The 14,303-nt window shown below is 63.4% G+C and carries 14 protein-coding genes; 7 read left to right on the top strand and 7 right to left on the bottom strand.

All coding sequences use genetic code 11. From position 1 onward, the window contains the following. The first annotated feature begins 70 nt into the window (after positions 1–70). From gcl to PQR42_RS22640, 4 genes are all read left to right on the top strand, one after another. Positions 71–1,846 (top strand): glyoxylate carboligase, encoded by a 1,776-nt coding sequence (gcl, locus tag PQR42_RS22655; RefSeq protein WP_408387498.1) that lies wholly within the window; start codon positions 71–73, stop codon positions 1,844–1,846. Between the two features lie 109 nt (positions 1,847–1,955). Further along, the gene (gene hyi, locus PQR42_RS22650; RefSeq protein WP_408206201.1) at positions 1,956–2,765 is read left to right on the top strand and encodes a hydroxypyruvate isomerase; all 810 of its coding nucleotides are present in this window, start codon (positions 1,956–1,958) and stop codon (positions 2,763–2,765) included. A gap of 95 nt (positions 2,766–2,860) precedes the next feature. Continuing rightward, positions 2,861–3,769, top strand: coding sequence for a 2-hydroxy-3-oxopropionate reductase (locus tag PQR42_RS22645; protein WP_408387499.1), 909 nt, complete (start codon positions 2,861–2,863; stop codon positions 3,767–3,769). Positions 3,770–4,324: 555 nt separating this feature from the next. After that, complete coding sequence (locus tag PQR42_RS22640) at positions 4,325–4,726, top strand: DUF3597 domain-containing protein (RefSeq protein WP_408206197.1); 402 nt, start codon at positions 4,325–4,327, stop codon at positions 4,724–4,726. 159 nt (positions 4,727–4,885) lie between these two features. Here the strand turns inward: PQR42_RS22640 and PQR42_RS22635 are convergent, their stop codons facing one another. The 6 genes from PQR42_RS22635 to PQR42_RS22610 form a co-directional block, all read right to left on the bottom strand. Then, positions 4,886–5,929: an asparaginase gene (locus PQR42_RS22635; protein WP_408387500.1), complete on the bottom strand. Its 1,044-nt coding sequence runs from the start codon at positions 5,927–5,929 to the stop codon at positions 4,886–4,888. Positions 5,930–6,149: 220 nt separating this feature from the next. After that, entirely contained in the window at positions 6,150–7,076 is a 927-nt protein-coding gene (locus tag PQR42_RS22630; protein WP_106283582.1) for a CysB family HTH-type transcriptional regulator, read from the bottom strand. A gap of 94 nt (positions 7,077–7,170) precedes the next feature. Continuing rightward, positions 7,171–8,229: a sulfate/molybdate ABC transporter ATP-binding protein gene (locus PQR42_RS22625; protein WP_012432793.1), complete on the bottom strand. Its 1,059-nt coding sequence runs from the start codon at positions 8,227–8,229 to the stop codon at positions 7,171–7,173. Continuing rightward, entirely contained in the window at positions 8,229–9,287 is a 1,059-nt protein-coding gene (gene cysW / locus PQR42_RS22620; RefSeq protein WP_408387501.1) for a sulfate ABC transporter permease subunit CysW, read from the bottom strand. The genes PQR42_RS22625 and cysW overlap by 1 nt, the downstream gene beginning before the upstream one ends. Next, positions 9,284–10,186: a sulfate ABC transporter permease subunit CysT gene (gene cysT / locus PQR42_RS22615; RefSeq protein WP_408215208.1), complete on the bottom strand. Its 903-nt coding sequence runs from the start codon at positions 10,184–10,186 to the stop codon at positions 9,284–9,286. Before cysT ends, cysW begins: the two co-directional genes overlap by 4 nt. A gap of 144 nt (positions 10,187–10,330) precedes the next feature. Then, on the bottom strand, positions 10,331–11,371 hold the full coding sequence (locus tag PQR42_RS22610; protein ID WP_408387502.1) for a sulfate ABC transporter substrate-binding protein: 1,041 nt from the start codon (positions 11,369–11,371) through the stop codon (positions 10,331–10,333). 313 nt (positions 11,372–11,684) lie between these two features. Between PQR42_RS22610 and lexA the strand changes: the two genes are divergently transcribed. The 3 genes from lexA (at position 11,685) to PQR42_RS22595 (ending at position 13,536) form a co-directional block, all read left to right on the top strand. Continuing rightward, positions 11,685–12,335, top strand: a complete 651-nt coding sequence (gene lexA / locus PQR42_RS22605; protein WP_012432789.1) for a transcriptional repressor LexA — start codon at positions 11,685–11,687, stop codon at positions 12,333–12,335. A gap of 71 nt (positions 12,336–12,406) precedes the next feature. Then, positions 12,407–12,751 carry a hypothetical protein gene (locus PQR42_RS22600; RefSeq protein ID WP_408215201.1) on the top strand — a complete coding sequence of 115 codons (345 nt, stop codon included), beginning with the start codon at positions 12,407–12,409 and terminating at the stop codon, positions 12,749–12,751. A gap of 98 nt (positions 12,752–12,849) precedes the next feature. Beyond that, positions 12,850–13,536 carry a DUF2939 domain-containing protein gene (locus tag PQR42_RS22595; protein ID WP_408387503.1) on the top strand — a complete coding sequence of 229 codons (687 nt, stop codon included), beginning with the start codon at positions 12,850–12,852 and terminating at the stop codon, positions 13,534–13,536. A 155-nt stretch (positions 13,537–13,691) separates the two neighbouring features. On the opposite strand, the gene PQR42_RS22590 is transcribed toward PQR42_RS22595, so the two are convergent. Beyond that, positions 13,692–14,156: a universal stress protein gene (locus tag PQR42_RS22590; protein ID WP_012432786.1), complete on the bottom strand. Its 465-nt coding sequence runs from the start codon at positions 14,154–14,156 to the stop codon at positions 13,692–13,694. Between the last annotated feature and the right edge of the window lie 147 nt (positions 14,157–14,303).

Here is a 14,303-nt window from a genome sequence, read left to right as displayed (position 1 = left end):
CCTTTACGTCAGGCCTAAAGTGCACTCAACACGTTTAATTCGCCCATTCCCAGACATTCAGGAGACATTCATGGCCAAGATGAGAGCCGTCGACGCAGCCGTGCTGGTGCTCGAAAAAGAAGGCATCGACACCGCATTCGGCGTTCCGGGCGCAGCGATCAACCCGTTCTACTCGGCCATGCGCAAGGCAGGCAACATCAGCCACGTGCTGGCGCGCCACGTCGAAGGCGCGTCGCATATGGCGGAAGGCTATACGCGCGCTCAACCGGGCAACATCGGCGTGTGTATCGGCACGTCGGGCCCCGCCGGCACCGACATGATCACCGGTTTGTACTCGGCTCAGGCCGACTCCATTCCTATTCTCGCCATCACGGGCCAGGCGCCGCGCGCGCGTCTGTACAAGGAAGACTTCCAGGCCGTCGATATCGAGTCGATCGCCAAGCCCGTCACCAAGTGGGCCGTCACGGTGCGTGAACCGGCACTGGTGCCGCGCGTGTTCCAGCAGGCTTTTCACCTGATGCGCTCGGGTCGTCCGGGTCCGGTGCTGGTCGACCTGCCGATCGACGTGCAACTCGCCGAAATCGAATTCGATATCGACACGTACGAACCGCTGCCGGTCTACAAGCCGAAAGCGACGCGCAAGCAGATCGAAGCCGCGCTGAACCTGCTCAACGACGCGGACAAGCCGCTGATCGTCTCGGGTGGCGGCGTGCTGAACGCAGCCGCTGAAGACCTGCTCGTCACGTTCGCTGAAACCGTCGGCGTGCCGGTGATCCCGACGCTGATGTCGTGGGGCGCGATTCCCGACGACCATCCGTTGATGGCCGGCATGGTCGGTCTGCAAACCTCGCACCGCTATGGCAACGCGACGATGCTCGCCTCCGACTTCGTGCTCGGCATCGGCAACCGCTGGGCCAACCGTCACACGGGCAGCGTCGAGGTCTATACGAAGGGCCGCAAGTTCGTGCACGTCGACATCGAGCCGACGCAGATCGGCCGCGTGTTCGGCCCGGATCTCGGCATCGTGTCGGACGCGAAGGCCGCGCTCGAACTGTTCGTCGAAGTGGCGCGGGAATGGAAGGCCGCGGGCAAGCTGAAGGACCGCAGCGCATGGGTCGCCGATTGCCAGCAGCGCAAGAAGACGATGCTGCGCAAGACGCACTTCGACAACGTGCCGATGAAGCCGCAGCGCGTCTACGAAGAAATGAACCAGGTGTTCGGCCGCGACACGTGCTACGTGAGCACGATCGGTCTCTCGCAGATCGCCGGCGCGCAGTTCCTGCATGTCTACAAGGCGCGCAACTGGATCAACTGCGGCCAGGCCGGCCCGCTCGGCTGGACGATTCCGGCAGCGCTCGGCGTGCGTGCGGCCGACCCGCAACGTCCGATCGTGGCGCTCTCGGGCGACTACGACTTCCAGTTCATGATCGAAGAACTGGCAGTGGGCGCGCAATTCAAGCTGCCCTACGTGCACGTGGTGGTGAACAACTCGTACCTCGGCCTGATCCGCCAGGCCCAGCGCGCGTTCGACATGGACTTCTGCGTGCAGCTCGGCTTCGAGAACATCAACTCGCCGGAAACGAACGGCTACGGCGTGGATCACGTCGCGGTTGCGGAAGGCCTGGGTTGCAAGGCGATCCGCGTGTTCAAGCCGGAAGAACTGAAGCCCGCGCTGCTGAAGGCGCAGTCGATGCTCTCCGAGTTCAACGTGCCGGTGATCGTCGAAGTGATTCTCGAGCGCGTGACCAATATTTCGATGGGCACCGAGATCGACGCGATCAATGAGTTCGAAGAACTGGCCGCGAAGCGCGAAGACGCACCGACCGCGATCAGCATGCTCGACTGAGCAACGCGACTGACACGCCGTACAGATGAGCATCACGTGAGCGCGGCTCAGCAACACCGAACCGCCTCACGAAGTTATCCCATTGACCGACCAGAGAGACAGACGCACCATGCCGAAATTCGCAGCGAATCTCACCATGCTGTTCAACGAAGTCCCGTTCCTCGACCGTTTCGCGGCTGCGGCGGACGCGGGCTTTCACGCCGTCGAATTCCTGTTTCCGTATCCGTTTCAGATCGCTGAATTGAGCGAGCGTCTGCAGCAGAACCGTCTGAAGCTGGTGCTGCACAACCTGCCCGCAGGCAACTGGGAAGCGGGCGAACGCGGCATCGCGTGCCTGCCGGATCGCGTGAGCGAGTTCCAGGAAGGCGTCGGCCGCGCGATCGAATACGCGAAAGCACTGAAGGTGCCGCAACTGAACTGCCTCGTCGGCATTCCGACGGCCGGCGTCGATGCGGACAAGGCGCGCTCGACGATCGTCGACAACCTGCGCTTCGCTGCGGGCGAACTGAAGAAGGCCGGCATCAAGCTGCTGGTCGAGCCGTGCAACTCCTACGATATTCCGGGCTTCGCACTGAACCGCTCGGGCGAAGGCCTCGATGTGATTCGCGCAGTCGGCTCGGACAATCTGTTCCTGCAATACGACATCTATCACATGCAACGGATGGAAGGCGAACTCGCGGCGACCATCAAAAAGAACCTGCCACAGATCGCGCACATCCAGCTCGCCGACAACCCCGGCCGCAACGAACCGGGCACCGGCGAAATCAACTACCCGTTCCTGTTCGATCTGCTCGACTCGCTCGGCTACGACGGCTACGTCGGCTGCGAATACAAACCGCGCACGACGACCACCGCCGGGCTCGGCTGGGTGCAGAGCGTGGCCGGGCAAACCCGCGGCGCGGCGCACGCCGCCGCCTGAGCGTCGCAGCGCCTGATTGCCAGGCGGGATCAGGCGCTCGACGCCCCGAAGGAAATCCCTCAAGGGATCCCAAACAACACTGGAGATTTAGACACATGGCAAAGATCGGTTTCATCGGCCTCGGCATCATGGGCGCGCACATGGCGCGCAACCTCATCAAGGGCGGTCACTCGCTGTTCGTGAATGGCGCGTACCCGGTGCCGGAAGATCTGAGCAAGACGACGAGCGTCGTCGCGAATTCGACCGCTGTCGCGCAGGGCGCCGACATCGTCATCATCATGGTGCCGGACACGCCTGACGTCGCCAACGTGCTGTTCGCCGACGACGGCGTCGCCGCCGGCCTTTCGCAAGGCAAGCTCGTGATCGACATGAGCTCGATCTCGCCGCTCGACACGCAAGCATTCGCGAAGAAGATCAACGCGCTGGGCGTCGACTACCTGGACGCGCCGGTCTCCGGCGGCGAAGTCGGCGCGCGTGAAGCGTCGCTGACGATCATGGTGGGCGGCCCGGAAAAGGCGTTCGCCACGGCCAAGCCGCTGTTCGAACTGATGGGCAAGAACATCTCGCTGATCGGCGACAACGGCGCGGGTCAGACCTGCAAGGTCGCGAACCAGATCATCGTCGCGCTGAACATCGAAGCGGTGGCCGAAGCATTGCTGTTCGCGTCGCGCTCGGGCGCCGATCCGGAACGTGTGCGCAAGGCGTTGATGGGCGGCTTCGCCTCGTCGCGGATTCTCGAAGTGCACGGCGAGCGCATGACCAAGCGCAAGTTCGATCCGGGCTTCCGCATCGAACTGCACCAGAAGGATCTGAACCTCGCACTCGACGGCGCACGCAAGCTCGGTATCGCCCTGCCGCATACGGCGAGCGCGCAGCAACTGTTCAGCGTATGCGCGGCGAATGGCGGCAAGGCATGGGATCACTCGGCGATGGTGCGCGCGCTTGAAATCATGGCGAATTACGAAGTCGCGCAAGCGCCGGGTAGCGAAGCCAAGGCAGCATAAGGAAGCAATACGGACTGCCGTGATCGTTGCATGATCAACGTCATGGCAGTCGCAGGTGGGGCGCCCGGCTCGTCGTGCGATATGCACGGCGGAACGGGCAAATCGTGCCGCTCTGGGCTGAGAGCGGCAAGTGGGGTCCGCAGCGGCACCCGGCGGCGCCGGGGAAGCCTTGGTCGGTCAGACGTCGTCGTCGGGTGTCCGGCTGTCGGATTTCATGTTTAACGATGCTTATGCTTTTTCGGCCAAACTCTCGCAGCGGGTGCGTCATGCCACCGCCTGCCCGCACCTCTCTTTGCAAGTCTCCTCGCACGTGTGCTCGCAAGTCCGCTTGCATTTGCTTGCAACTCCGTCCCCTTTGCACGACCTTTTTTGACACATCGGTCCGCGCTTTTCTCCTACACTCGTTGAGTCTGGTTGCGGGCGTATCAGCATACAAGTGCGGCTTGCCGATCAAGGCAACGCATGTCCTTTGCATCATTCGCCCGATTCCCAACCAGTGTTCAACCCGTAAGCGGAATGTGCTTGCGCCAGTAACCCCTCTGCAAAGGATTCAGAATGAGTATCTTTGGTGACATCGTAAACAAGCTCTTCGGCAAAGCGAAGCCCGACCAGCCTGCGCCTGCGGTCGAGCCGACACCGGATCCCGCAGCGGCGCAAGCTGCTGCGCCGGCGGCTACACCGGCGCCCGCGCCGCTGGCCGACGTCGACGTCGCTGTCGTGATGGACCAGTTCGTGAGCGAGAGCGGACAAACGTTGAACTGGCGCACGTCGATCGTCGACACGCTGAAAGCGCTCGGCGTCGACAGCAGCCTCGATCATCGCAAGCAGCTCGCGAAGGAGCTGAAGTACACCGGCGACACGAACGATTCGGCAAGCATGAACATCTGGCTGCACAAACAGGTGATGCAAGCGCTGGCAGCGAACGGCGGGAAGTTGCCGCCGGATCTGGCCAACTAACTGCTTGCCGACGTCGCCTGGTTCCGGCGATAGCGATAGACATCAAGCTGAAACGACAACGCGGCGCTCGGGTCGATGACCTGGGCGCCGCGTTGTCATTTGAGCGTCATGTGCGGGACACGGTTGTGACTTTGAACCGGGCCGTCCGCGCTAAATCAATCAGTACGTATCGAAAGTCTTCTGCAACGCTACCGGCCCCGTGCCGCCCGCGGCCAATGCCAGCATCAGCAGCACGCGCGCCTTGTACGGATTCAGCGAACCTGCGCTGACGAAACCCAGCGCGTCGTCGGCGGCCGCGCCGTTGCGCATCACATGCCCCGAACCCACGCGCGACGCACGCACCACCGCGACGCCTTGCGAGGCGGCATCGGCCAGCGCCTGCTGCACCGAAGCGTGAATCGAGCCGTTGCCCGTGCCCGCCACGACGATACCGCGTACCCCAGCGGCAACCAGCGCATCAACCGCAATCCGCGAAACGCCCGCGTAACTCACCACGATCTCCACATGCGGCCACTTCGCGCCGATCACGAATTCGGTCGCGAGCGTATGCGGACGCACCACGCCGCGCTGAAATTCGACGCGGCCGTCCTGCACCCAGCCGAGCGCGCCGATTTCGGGCGAATGAAAAGCATCGACTGCGTAAGTGCTCGTCTTGACCACGTCACGCGCGCTATGGATCTTGTTGTTGAAGGCCACCAGCACGCCCTGCCCGCGCGAGGCTGTGTGCGCCGCGACCGTCACGGCGTTCAGCAGATTCAGCGGACCGTCGGCGGAGAGCGCCGAGGCCGGGCGCATGGCCGCAGTCAACACGACCGGCTTGTCCGACTTGACGGTCAGATGCAGCAGGTAGGCGGTTTCTTCGAGCGTGTCGGTGCCGTGCGTGACCACCACACCGTCGATGTCGTCCTCGGCGAGCAGCGTGTTGATGCGTTGCGCGAGCGTGGTCCACAGCGGCATCGCCATGTCCTTGCTGTCGACGCTGGCAATCTGCTCGGGCGCGATGCGCGCCACCGTGGACAAGGCCGGCACGACGGCCAGCAATTGCTCGACGCCGACCACACCGGCCTGGTAGCCCGATGTGTTGGTTGCGTCCGCGGCCGCGCCGGCGATCGTGCCGCCGGTCGCCAGCACGGCGATGCGCGGCAGCTGCGGCGTGGCGCCTTCGTCTGAAGGCATGGCGGAGGAGGAAGTCACAGTATTCATGGCCGCGATTGTAAGCGATGCGCCGCACGCCGCCATGCGTGAAAAAACGGATGTCCGTTCGTTTCGGAGCAGAATGAGGCCCGCGCTCCGTGCGCCACGAGTTTGCGTGGCGGTTGCATCAAGGCCAGCCGCAGCCCGCATGAAGTTCGCACTGGCGCCGCAATGAACTCGCGCGGCGCCGTTCGTGCGCTGCGCCGGATCGCGCGATCCGGCGCGTCCGTCAAACCGCTTCGCGCAATTGCGCGGCGATATCCGCTTCGTTCAACTGCGGCGCGAACATCTCGATCAACCGATAAGCGTACGCGCGCAGGAACGCGCCCTTGCGCAAACCGACCCGCGTCGTGCTCGCCTCGAACAGATGCTGCGTGTCGAGCGCGACCAGTTCCGTGTCGCGCTTCGGATCGTAGGCCATCGCCGCGACCACGCCGATGCCCATGCCGAGTTCGACGTAAGTCTTGATCACGTCCGCGTCGATCGCGGTCAGCACGACGTCGGGCAACGCGCCCGCTTTCGCGAAGGCCTGGTCGATATGCGAGCGGCCCGTGAAATCCTGGTCGTACGTGACGATCGGGAATTCGGCGATCTCGTCGAGCGTCAGATTCGGCCGGCCCACCAGCGGATGATCCTTCGGCACGACCACGACGTGATGCCACGAATAGCACGGGAACGTAACGATATCCGGGAAACGGTCGAGCGCTTCGGTCGAGATGCCGATGTCCGCTTCGCCGTTGATGATCATCTGCGCGATCTGTTGCGGACTGCCCTGACGCAGCGCCAGATGCACTTTCGGGAACACCTCGGTGAATTGACGGATCACCTTCGGCAACGCGTAGCGCGCCTGCGTGTGGGTGGTCGCCACGACGAGGTGGCCGCTATCCTGGTCAGCGTACTGGCGCGCGACGCGGCGCAGATTCTCGGCGTCGAGCAGCATCCGCTCGATCAGTTGATGCACCGCCTTGCCCGGCTCGGTGAGGCCCGTGAGACGCTTGCCGCGTCGAATGAAAATGTCGACGCCGAGTTCGTCCTCCAGATCCTTGATCTGTTTCGATACGCCCGACTGCGACGTGTACAGCACGTTCGCCACCTCGGTCAGATTCATGTTCTGACGCACGGCTTCGCGCACAAAGCGCAATTGCTGAAAATTCATCTTGATGTCTCCGGTTCTGCCAGAGTTAAGTTATTTGAGTTCGATTGAAACGCCGAGTCGTGTTGCTGTTGCTGCGCGCCTGACTGCACTGCGCTCACTGCGCAGGAAACACACGCAAGGCGCGCGGTACCGCGGTCACGCCGTCGCCGATAGACAGTTGCAGATCGCGCCACGCTTCGCGATCGAGTTCGGCTTCGAGCAGGTTGCCCTCGCGGCCCGCGAGTTCGACCCGCACCGAGCCGCCCAGCGTCACCACGCGCCGCACGTCGACGACGATGCCTTCGCGATGGCCGGACGCCTGCGGATACAGTTGCAGATCGTGCGGACGCACATAGGCGAACGCCGGGCCGCTGAAATCGGCCTTGATCGACACCGGCAGCGCCGCGCCGTCGACCACGAAACCGCTCGCATCGACGTTGCCATGCAGACGGTTGGCCGCGCCGAGAAACTCGTAGACGAACGAGGTTTGCGGATGATCGTACACGTCCTGCGGACTGCCCACCTGCTCCACGTGCCCGCGATTGAGCACGACGATACGGTCGGCTACTTCGAGCGCTTCTTCCTGGTCGTGCGTGACGAAGATCGTCGAGATATGCAGATCGTCGTGCAGACGCCGCAGCCAGCTACGCAGTTCCTTGCGCACTTTCGCATCCAGCGCGCCGAACGGTTCGTCGAGCAGCAGCACCTTCGGCTCGACGGCCAACGCGCGCGCGAGCGCGATACGTTGCCGCTGGCCGCCCGACAATTCCGACGGATAGCGTTGCGCGAGCCAGTCGAGTTGCACGAGCTTGAGCAGCTCATGCACCTTCTCGCGGATCACCGCTTCCGAGGGACGCTCCTTGCGCGGCTTCACGCGCAAACCGAACGCCACGTTCTCGAACACCGTCATATGACGGAACAGCGCGTAATGCTGGAATACGAAGCCCACTTCCCGCTCGCGTGCGCCGACGGTCGCCACGTCCTGGCCTTGCAGCACGACCTGGCCGCCGTCGGCGTATTCGAGTCCCGCGATCACGCGCAGCAAGGTCGTCTTGCCACAACCCGACGGCCCGAGCAGCGCAACCAGTTCACCCGGCGGAAAGTCGAGCGAGACGTTATCGAGCGCGACGAAATCGCCGAAGCGCTTCTGCAGGTTACGAACGGTGATACCCATTACAGCTCTCCTTGCTTGAGCGGGTGTTGCTGCGATGCATGCGTTGCGTGCGTTGCTTGCGTTGCTTGCGTTGCTTGCGTTGCAATGGCTGGCGGCGTGACGGGACCGGCGTACGCAGGCACATCGCGCGCGGCCGACAGTTCCGCCGACATATGGCGCTCGGCGAGCAGCTTCAGGCCGAGCGTCACGAGTGCGAGCAGGGCCAGCACCGACGCCACGGCGAATGCCGCCGAGAAGTTGTATTCGTTGTAGAGGATTTCGACGTGCAGCGGCATCGTGTCGGTCTGGCCGCGAATATGGCCCGACACCACCGACACCGCGCCGAACTCGCCCATCGCCCGCGCGTTGCACAGAATCACGCCGTACAGCAGGCCCCATTTGACGTTGGGCAGCGTGACGCGGCGGAAGATCTGCCAGCCCGACGCGCCGAGCACATGCGCGGCTTCTTCCTCGTCGTTGCCTTGTGCCTGCATCAGCGGAATCAGTTCACGCGCGACGAACGGGAACGTCACGAAGATCGTCGCCATCACGATGCCCGGCACCGCGAAAATGATCTGGATGTTGTGGTCTTGCAGCCACGGGCCGAACCAGCCCTGCGCGCCGAACATCAATACATAGATCAAGCCCGAGATCACCGGCGAAACTGAAAACGGCAGATCGATCAGCGTGGTCAGCAGCGCCTTGCCACGGAATTCGAACTTGGCGATACACCATGAAGCCGCGAGACCGAACACGAGGTTCAGCGGCACGGCGATCGCGGCGGTGATCACGGTGAGCTTGATCGCCGAGAGCGCGTCCGGATCGGCGAGCGATTCCAGGTAGAAACCGAGCCCCTTGTTCAACGCCTGATAAAACACGGCGGCGAGCGGCACGACGAGAAACAGCGCGAGAAACAGCAGCGCGACGCCGGTCAGAATCCAGCGCACGACGGGCGGTTCGGTGACTGGATCGGGCCGACGCGCAACGTTCAGCGGCGCGCGCGGCGCCACGGCGACAGCGGCGGCGGCGTTGTTCGCGCCGCTCGCGCTGTTCACGCCATTCACGGTTCGGCGGCTCATTGCGCACCTCCGCCGACACCGATCGCCGCGACACTCGCGGCGGCAGGCGCCGGGCCTGCTCCGCCACGGCTCGTGCGGCGCTGCAAATACCACTGCAAGGTATTGATGAAGAGCAGCATCAGGAACGACACGACCAGCATCACCACCGCCAGCGCCGTCGCGCCCGCATAGTCGTATTGCTCGAGCTTGGTGATGATGAGCAGCGACGTGATCTCCGACTTCATCGGCACATTACCGGCGATGAAGATCACCGAGCCGTACTCGCCGAGCGCGCGCGCGAAAGCCAGCGCGAAGCCCGTCAGCAAAGCCGGAAAGACCGCCGGCAACACCACCCGGCGAAACGTCAGCCAGCGCGAGGCACCGAGGCACGCCGCCGCTTCTTCCTGTTCGCGCTCGAACTCCTCGAGCACCGGCTGCACCGTGCGCACGACGAACGGCAAGCCGATGAACGTCAGCGCGACCAGTACCCCCGCCGGCGTAAACGCGATCTTCAGGCCGAGCGGTTCGAGGAACTGCCCGATCCAGCCGTTGCCCGCGTACACGGCCGCGAGCGAAATGCCGGCGACCGAGGTGGGCAGCGCGAACGGCAGATCGACCACGGCATCGACGATGCGCTTGAACGGAAACGTGTAGCGCACCAGCACCCACGCCACCAGAAAGCCGAACACCGCGTTGATCAGCGCGCCGCCGAGCGCGGAAAAGAACGTCAGGCGATACGACGCGAGCACGCGCGGCGACGTGACCGCGCGCACGAACTGATTCCAGTCGAGCGTCGCGGTCTTGAGGAAGGTCGCCGCAAGCGGAATCAGCACCACGAGGCTCAGATAAGCCACCGTGATGCCGAGAGTCAGGCCAAAACCGGGCAACGCGCTCGGTTTTCGGAAGGTCAACGTCGTCATGCTCGTTACTCGTTCAGGTTGATGCTCGTGTTGCCGGCCGCCGGGCCCTGGCTGGCCAAAAGCGCGCCCCATGGGGCGCGCTCGGGAGTGACGCGTCGCCGCGTCGTTTTCTTGCCAACGCCGGTGAAGGCAGAGGCTTGATCGTTACTGCGGCTGATAGATCGAATCGAACACGCCGCCGTCGGCAAAGTGCGTCTTCTGCGCGTTGGCCCAGCCGCCGAACGAATCGTCCACCGTGTACAGCTTCAGCTTCGGAAACTTGGCGGTCAGCTCGGCCGGCACCTTGTTCGAACGCGGGCGGTAGAAGTTCTTCGCCGCGATCTCCTGCCCTTGCTCGCTATACAGGAAGTTCAGATATGCCTCGGCGACCTTGCGCGTGCCGTGCTTGTCGACGACCTTGTCCACCACCGCCACCGGCGGCTCCGCCAGAATGCTCACCGACGGCACCACGATCTCGAACTTCTCCGGACCAAATTCCTTCAGCGACAGGAACGCTTCGTTTTCCCATGCGATCAGCACGTCGCCGATACCGCGTTGCACGAAGCTGGTAGTCGCGCCGCGCGCGCCTGAATCCAGCACACCCGCGTTCTTGTACAGCTTGCCGACGAATTCCTTGGCCTTCTGATCATTGCCGCCCGGTTGATGCTCGGCATACGCCCACGCCGCGAGGTAATTCCAGCGCGCGCCGCCCGACGTCTTCGGATTCGGCGTGACGATCGACACGCCCGGCTTGGTCAGATCGTCCCAATCCTTGATGTGCTTCGGGTTGCCCTTGCGCACCAGAAACACGATCGTCGACGTGTACGGCGACGCGTTATCCGGCAAGCGCTTCTGCCAGCCCTTGTCCAGCAAACCCTTGCCGGCCAGTGCGTCGATGTCGTATGCGAGCGCCAGCGTCACCACATCAGCCTGCAGGCCGTCGAGCACCGAGCGCGCCTGGGCGCCCGAGCCGCCGTGCGACTGCTTGAAGGTGATCGTCTCGCCCGTCTTCGCCTTCCATTCCTTGCCGAACGCCTGATTGACGTCCTGATACAGCTCGCGCGTCGGGTCGTAAGACACGTTCAGCAGCGTCGTGTCGGCGGCCTGTGCCTGCGCCATCACGCCGAGCGCGCCGGCCGCGCCCAGTGCGAGCGCCGCGATCAGTTTCTTCGTCCTGCCTGCCAGCCCCGTACCTTGGTGATTCATGTCAACTTTCTCCGCGTTGTGTCCGCTGAAACAGCGTGTGGTGTCTTTTTGCGTCGCGGTCACGTGCACATGAACGCCAACTGGAGGCCAGTCTATCGAAGGGCTTTCATCATTAAAAATAATGTTTCTTCATTCTTTAATACGCAAAAGTGGTAATGACAGCTGGATAAGGCGTTGCGGCACGAAAACGGGTGTTGAAGCGGCGCTTCCCGACGCTGGAACGCCACCCTTCACCCCGAACTTAAAGTAAAGCTTGAATTGCGCCGAATACTGTATAAAAATACAGTCACCTGTTCATACATACAGTGGCGCCATGACCAAACTCACCGCACGACAGCAGCAGGTTTTCGATCTGATCCGCCGGGCCATCGAACGCACCGGCTTTCCGCCCACCCGCGCGGAGATCGCCGCCGAACTGGGTTTCAGCTCGGCCAACTCGGCAGAAGAACATCTGCGCGCGCTCGCTCGCAAGGGCGTGATCGAACTCGCGGCCGGCGCATCGCGCGGCATTCGCCTGCTGGCCGGCCCGGAAGACTCGCCGCACCAGTTCACGCTGCCGCACGCCAGCATCATGCAGCTGTCGCTGCCGCTGATCGGGCGGGTTGCCGCGGGCAGCCCAATCCTCGCGCAAGAACATATTTCCCAGCACTACGCGTGCGACCCGGCGCTGTTCTCGAGCAAGCCCGACTACCTGCTGAAGGTGCGCGGGCTGTCCATGCGCGACGCGGGCATCTTCGACGGCGACCTGCTCGCGGTGCAAAAAAGAAGCGAAGCCAAAGACGGCCAGATCATCATTGCCCGGCTCGGCGACGACGTCACGGTCAAGCGGCTGAAGCGCCGGCCGAACGGTCTCGAGCTGATCGCCGAGAACCCCGATTACGAAAACATCTTCGTTGAAACCGGCAGTGCGGAGTTCGCGCTGGAGGGAATCGCCGTGGGGCTGATCCGCCCCGGCGAGTTCTAACCCTCCCGCCCGTTCGACAAATAAAAAGCCGCCCCAACGCCGCATCAACGTTGCATCGTCTGGAGAGTCTCATGGAACGTCTTGCCCGCCTGCTGCCCTTTCGCCAGTTCGGTCGTCTGCGCCATCTTCGCAAGCTGGTGCCCTGCTCATTGATCGAGGCGGCCACGGTCGGCACGCCGTCGCTGTTCGACTCGCCTGACGCTGCGTCGAGCTTGCCGTCGTCGTTGCCGGCATTTGCCCGCGTGTCGTTGAATTCGGGCTTGAATACGGCCGAACCGGCACGCCGCGCACCGGTGCGGGTTTATCACGGGCCGTCGCGTCTCATCATGGTGGGTACGATGGACGCGGTTTGCCGCATGATCGATCGCTGCATCGCCGATGAAGCCAACGTGCATGGGGCGGTGTTCGAGTCTTGATGGGTCTTGAACGGGACGGCAAGAGATTGCATTGCGTGGGATCGTTTTCGCGTGGGCGCGGTCCACGTTAGATCACACCTGATGGAGAGTCCCACCCGATGGCAGTTCCGAAACGTACCAAACGCGGCAGCAAGCGCGGCATCCATGGCGGCGCCACCCGGCCGCTGATCGTCACGCTGATCGTGATCGTGGTGATCGCCGCGTTGGGATTTGCTTACGCGTCACCGTACATCGCGCTGAACAATCTCAAACGCGCGGCCGACGCGCGCGATGCGCAAACGGTCAATCAGTACGTCGATTTTCCCGCGTTGCGTGAGAGCCTGAAGGAGCAAGTCGCCGGCTTGCTGACACGGCGGCTTGGCGCGCACAGTAACGGCAATCCATTGGCTGCCATTGGCGCGATGATCGGCGTCGCGTTGATCGGTCCGCTCGTGGATGCCTATGCCACACCGGACGGCGTGGCGGCCTTACTGAACGGCATGCCGCCGCGCGGCGATCCGAGTGAGCGGCCGCCCGTGCCGCCGGCTGCGAGCACTCCTCCCGATGCCGCGGCGACCGCACCGGCACCGGCCGCGCCCGCCCCCGGCAACGCGGCCAATGGCAACGCCAATGCAAACGCCAACGCGACGCCCCCGCAACCGCCGCAAACCACTGCGGCCTATCGCGGTCTCAACGAGTTCGTCGTCACATACGAGCATGGCGCCGGCGACGCGCGTTACTCCGCGATCTTTCAGCGCGAAGGTGTATTCACTTGGAAACTGGCCGCGGTCAACCTGAACGAGTGATCGCGGCACGTCGGCTTTGTTTGGCGCGGGTCATGTGGTCGCGCCAATTTTTCAGCGAGTCGTGCGACGACTTCGCCGTGACGTCGAGGCCATGAAGTAGGCAGGCCGGAGTAACCGGCCAGTCAACCGCGCTCGCCCAGTGACCAACACACGCCTCAAGCCGCCGCTTGCTGCTGCTCCTGCGCGGAAGAGCAAGCCACCAGAATGCTGCACGAGACACGGTCGAGCAGCGGTGTATTGCCCGCGCCCATCCACCATCGTGACAAACCCGTGCGGCAGCGGTGGCCGACCACGACCAGGTCGACATGCAATTCATTGGCGAGGTTGGCGATCTCGTCGATTGGATGGCCGAATGCGAAATGCCCTTGTGCGGTGACACCTCGCTCGGTGAGCCAGTCCACGCCTTCCTGCAGGATGTCGCGGGCGGTCTTTTCGAAACTGCCACAGGCCACGTCGGTCAGCAGGCCCGCGCTTTGCGCAATACTCGAACGCATGTCGACGACCGACAGCAAGTGCGTTTCCGCTTTCAGATCCAACGCCAGGTCGGCGCCGCAACGTAGTGCTTTGCGGCCTTCGCGCGAGCCGTCGTAGCACAGCAGGATTTTCTGATAGCTCGCCATGATTTTTCTCCCTTCGCGCGGGACGCGCGATCTGAATTAATCATGGTGCGCCGCAATTCAGGTTGCAAGGGATGGAAAACGCTAACTGTGCGCTGACCGCCCCCTAACCACGCCCTAAACAGGTGCGCGAGCCGCCCGAGGGTCCTC

It is taken from the genome of Paraburkholderia sediminicola, assembly GCF_046027355.1.
Taxonomy (GTDB): Bacteria; Pseudomonadota; Gammaproteobacteria; order Burkholderiales; family Burkholderiaceae; genus Paraburkholderia; species Paraburkholderia sediminicola_B.
The sequence above is the reverse complement of the archived record's forward strand: the minus strand, read 5'-3'. Positions and strand labels throughout refer to the sequence as shown.

What these genes read in the sequence shown, in the direction of transcription:
- lexA (WP_012432789.1), top strand. Translation starts at nt 11,685, where the DNA reads ATGACCAAACTCACCGCACGACAGCAGCAGGTTTTCGATCTGATCCGC.
- gcl (WP_408387498.1), top strand. Translation starts at nt 71, where the DNA reads ATGGCCAAGATGAGAGCCGTCGACGCAGCCGTGCTGGTGCTCGAAAAA.
- PQR42_RS22640 (WP_408206197.1), top strand. Translation starts at nt 4,325, where the DNA reads ATGAGTATCTTTGGTGACATCGTAAACAAGCTCTTCGGCAAAGCGAAG.
- PQR42_RS22625 (WP_012432793.1), bottom strand. Translation starts at nt 8,229, where the DNA reads ATGGGTATCACCGTTCGTAACCTGCAGAAGCGCTTCGGCGATTTCGTC.
- PQR42_RS22600 (WP_408215201.1), top strand. Translation starts at nt 12,407, where the DNA reads ATGGAACGTCTTGCCCGCCTGCTGCCCTTTCGCCAGTTCGGTCGTCTG.
- cysW (WP_408387501.1), bottom strand. Translation starts at nt 9,287, where the DNA reads ATGAGCCGCCGAACCGTGAATGGCGTGAACAGCGCGAGCGGCGCGAAC.
- PQR42_RS22610 (WP_408387502.1), bottom strand. Translation starts at nt 11,371, where the DNA reads ATGAATCACCAAGGTACGGGGCTGGCAGGCAGGACGAAGAAACTGATC.
- cysT (WP_408215208.1), bottom strand. Translation starts at nt 10,186, where the DNA reads ATGACGACGTTGACCTTCCGAAAACCGAGCGCGTTGCCCGGTTTTGGC.
- PQR42_RS22635 (WP_408387500.1), bottom strand. Translation starts at nt 5,929, where the DNA reads ATGAATACTGTGACTTCCTCCTCCGCCATGCCTTCAGACGAAGGCGCC.
- PQR42_RS22645 (WP_408387499.1), top strand. Translation starts at nt 2,861, where the DNA reads ATGGCAAAGATCGGTTTCATCGGCCTCGGCATCATGGGCGCGCACATG.
- PQR42_RS22590 (WP_012432786.1), bottom strand. Translation starts at nt 14,156, where the DNA reads ATGGCGAGCTATCAGAAAATCCTGCTGTGCTACGACGGCTCGCGCGAA.
- PQR42_RS22595 (WP_408387503.1), top strand. Translation starts at nt 12,850, where the DNA reads ATGGCAGTTCCGAAACGTACCAAACGCGGCAGCAAGCGCGGCATCCAT.
- PQR42_RS22630 (WP_106283582.1), bottom strand. Translation starts at nt 7,076, where the DNA reads ATGAATTTTCAGCAATTGCGCTTTGTGCGCGAAGCCGTGCGTCAGAAC.
- hyi (WP_408206201.1), top strand. Translation starts at nt 1,956, where the DNA reads ATGCCGAAATTCGCAGCGAATCTCACCATGCTGTTCAACGAAGTCCCG.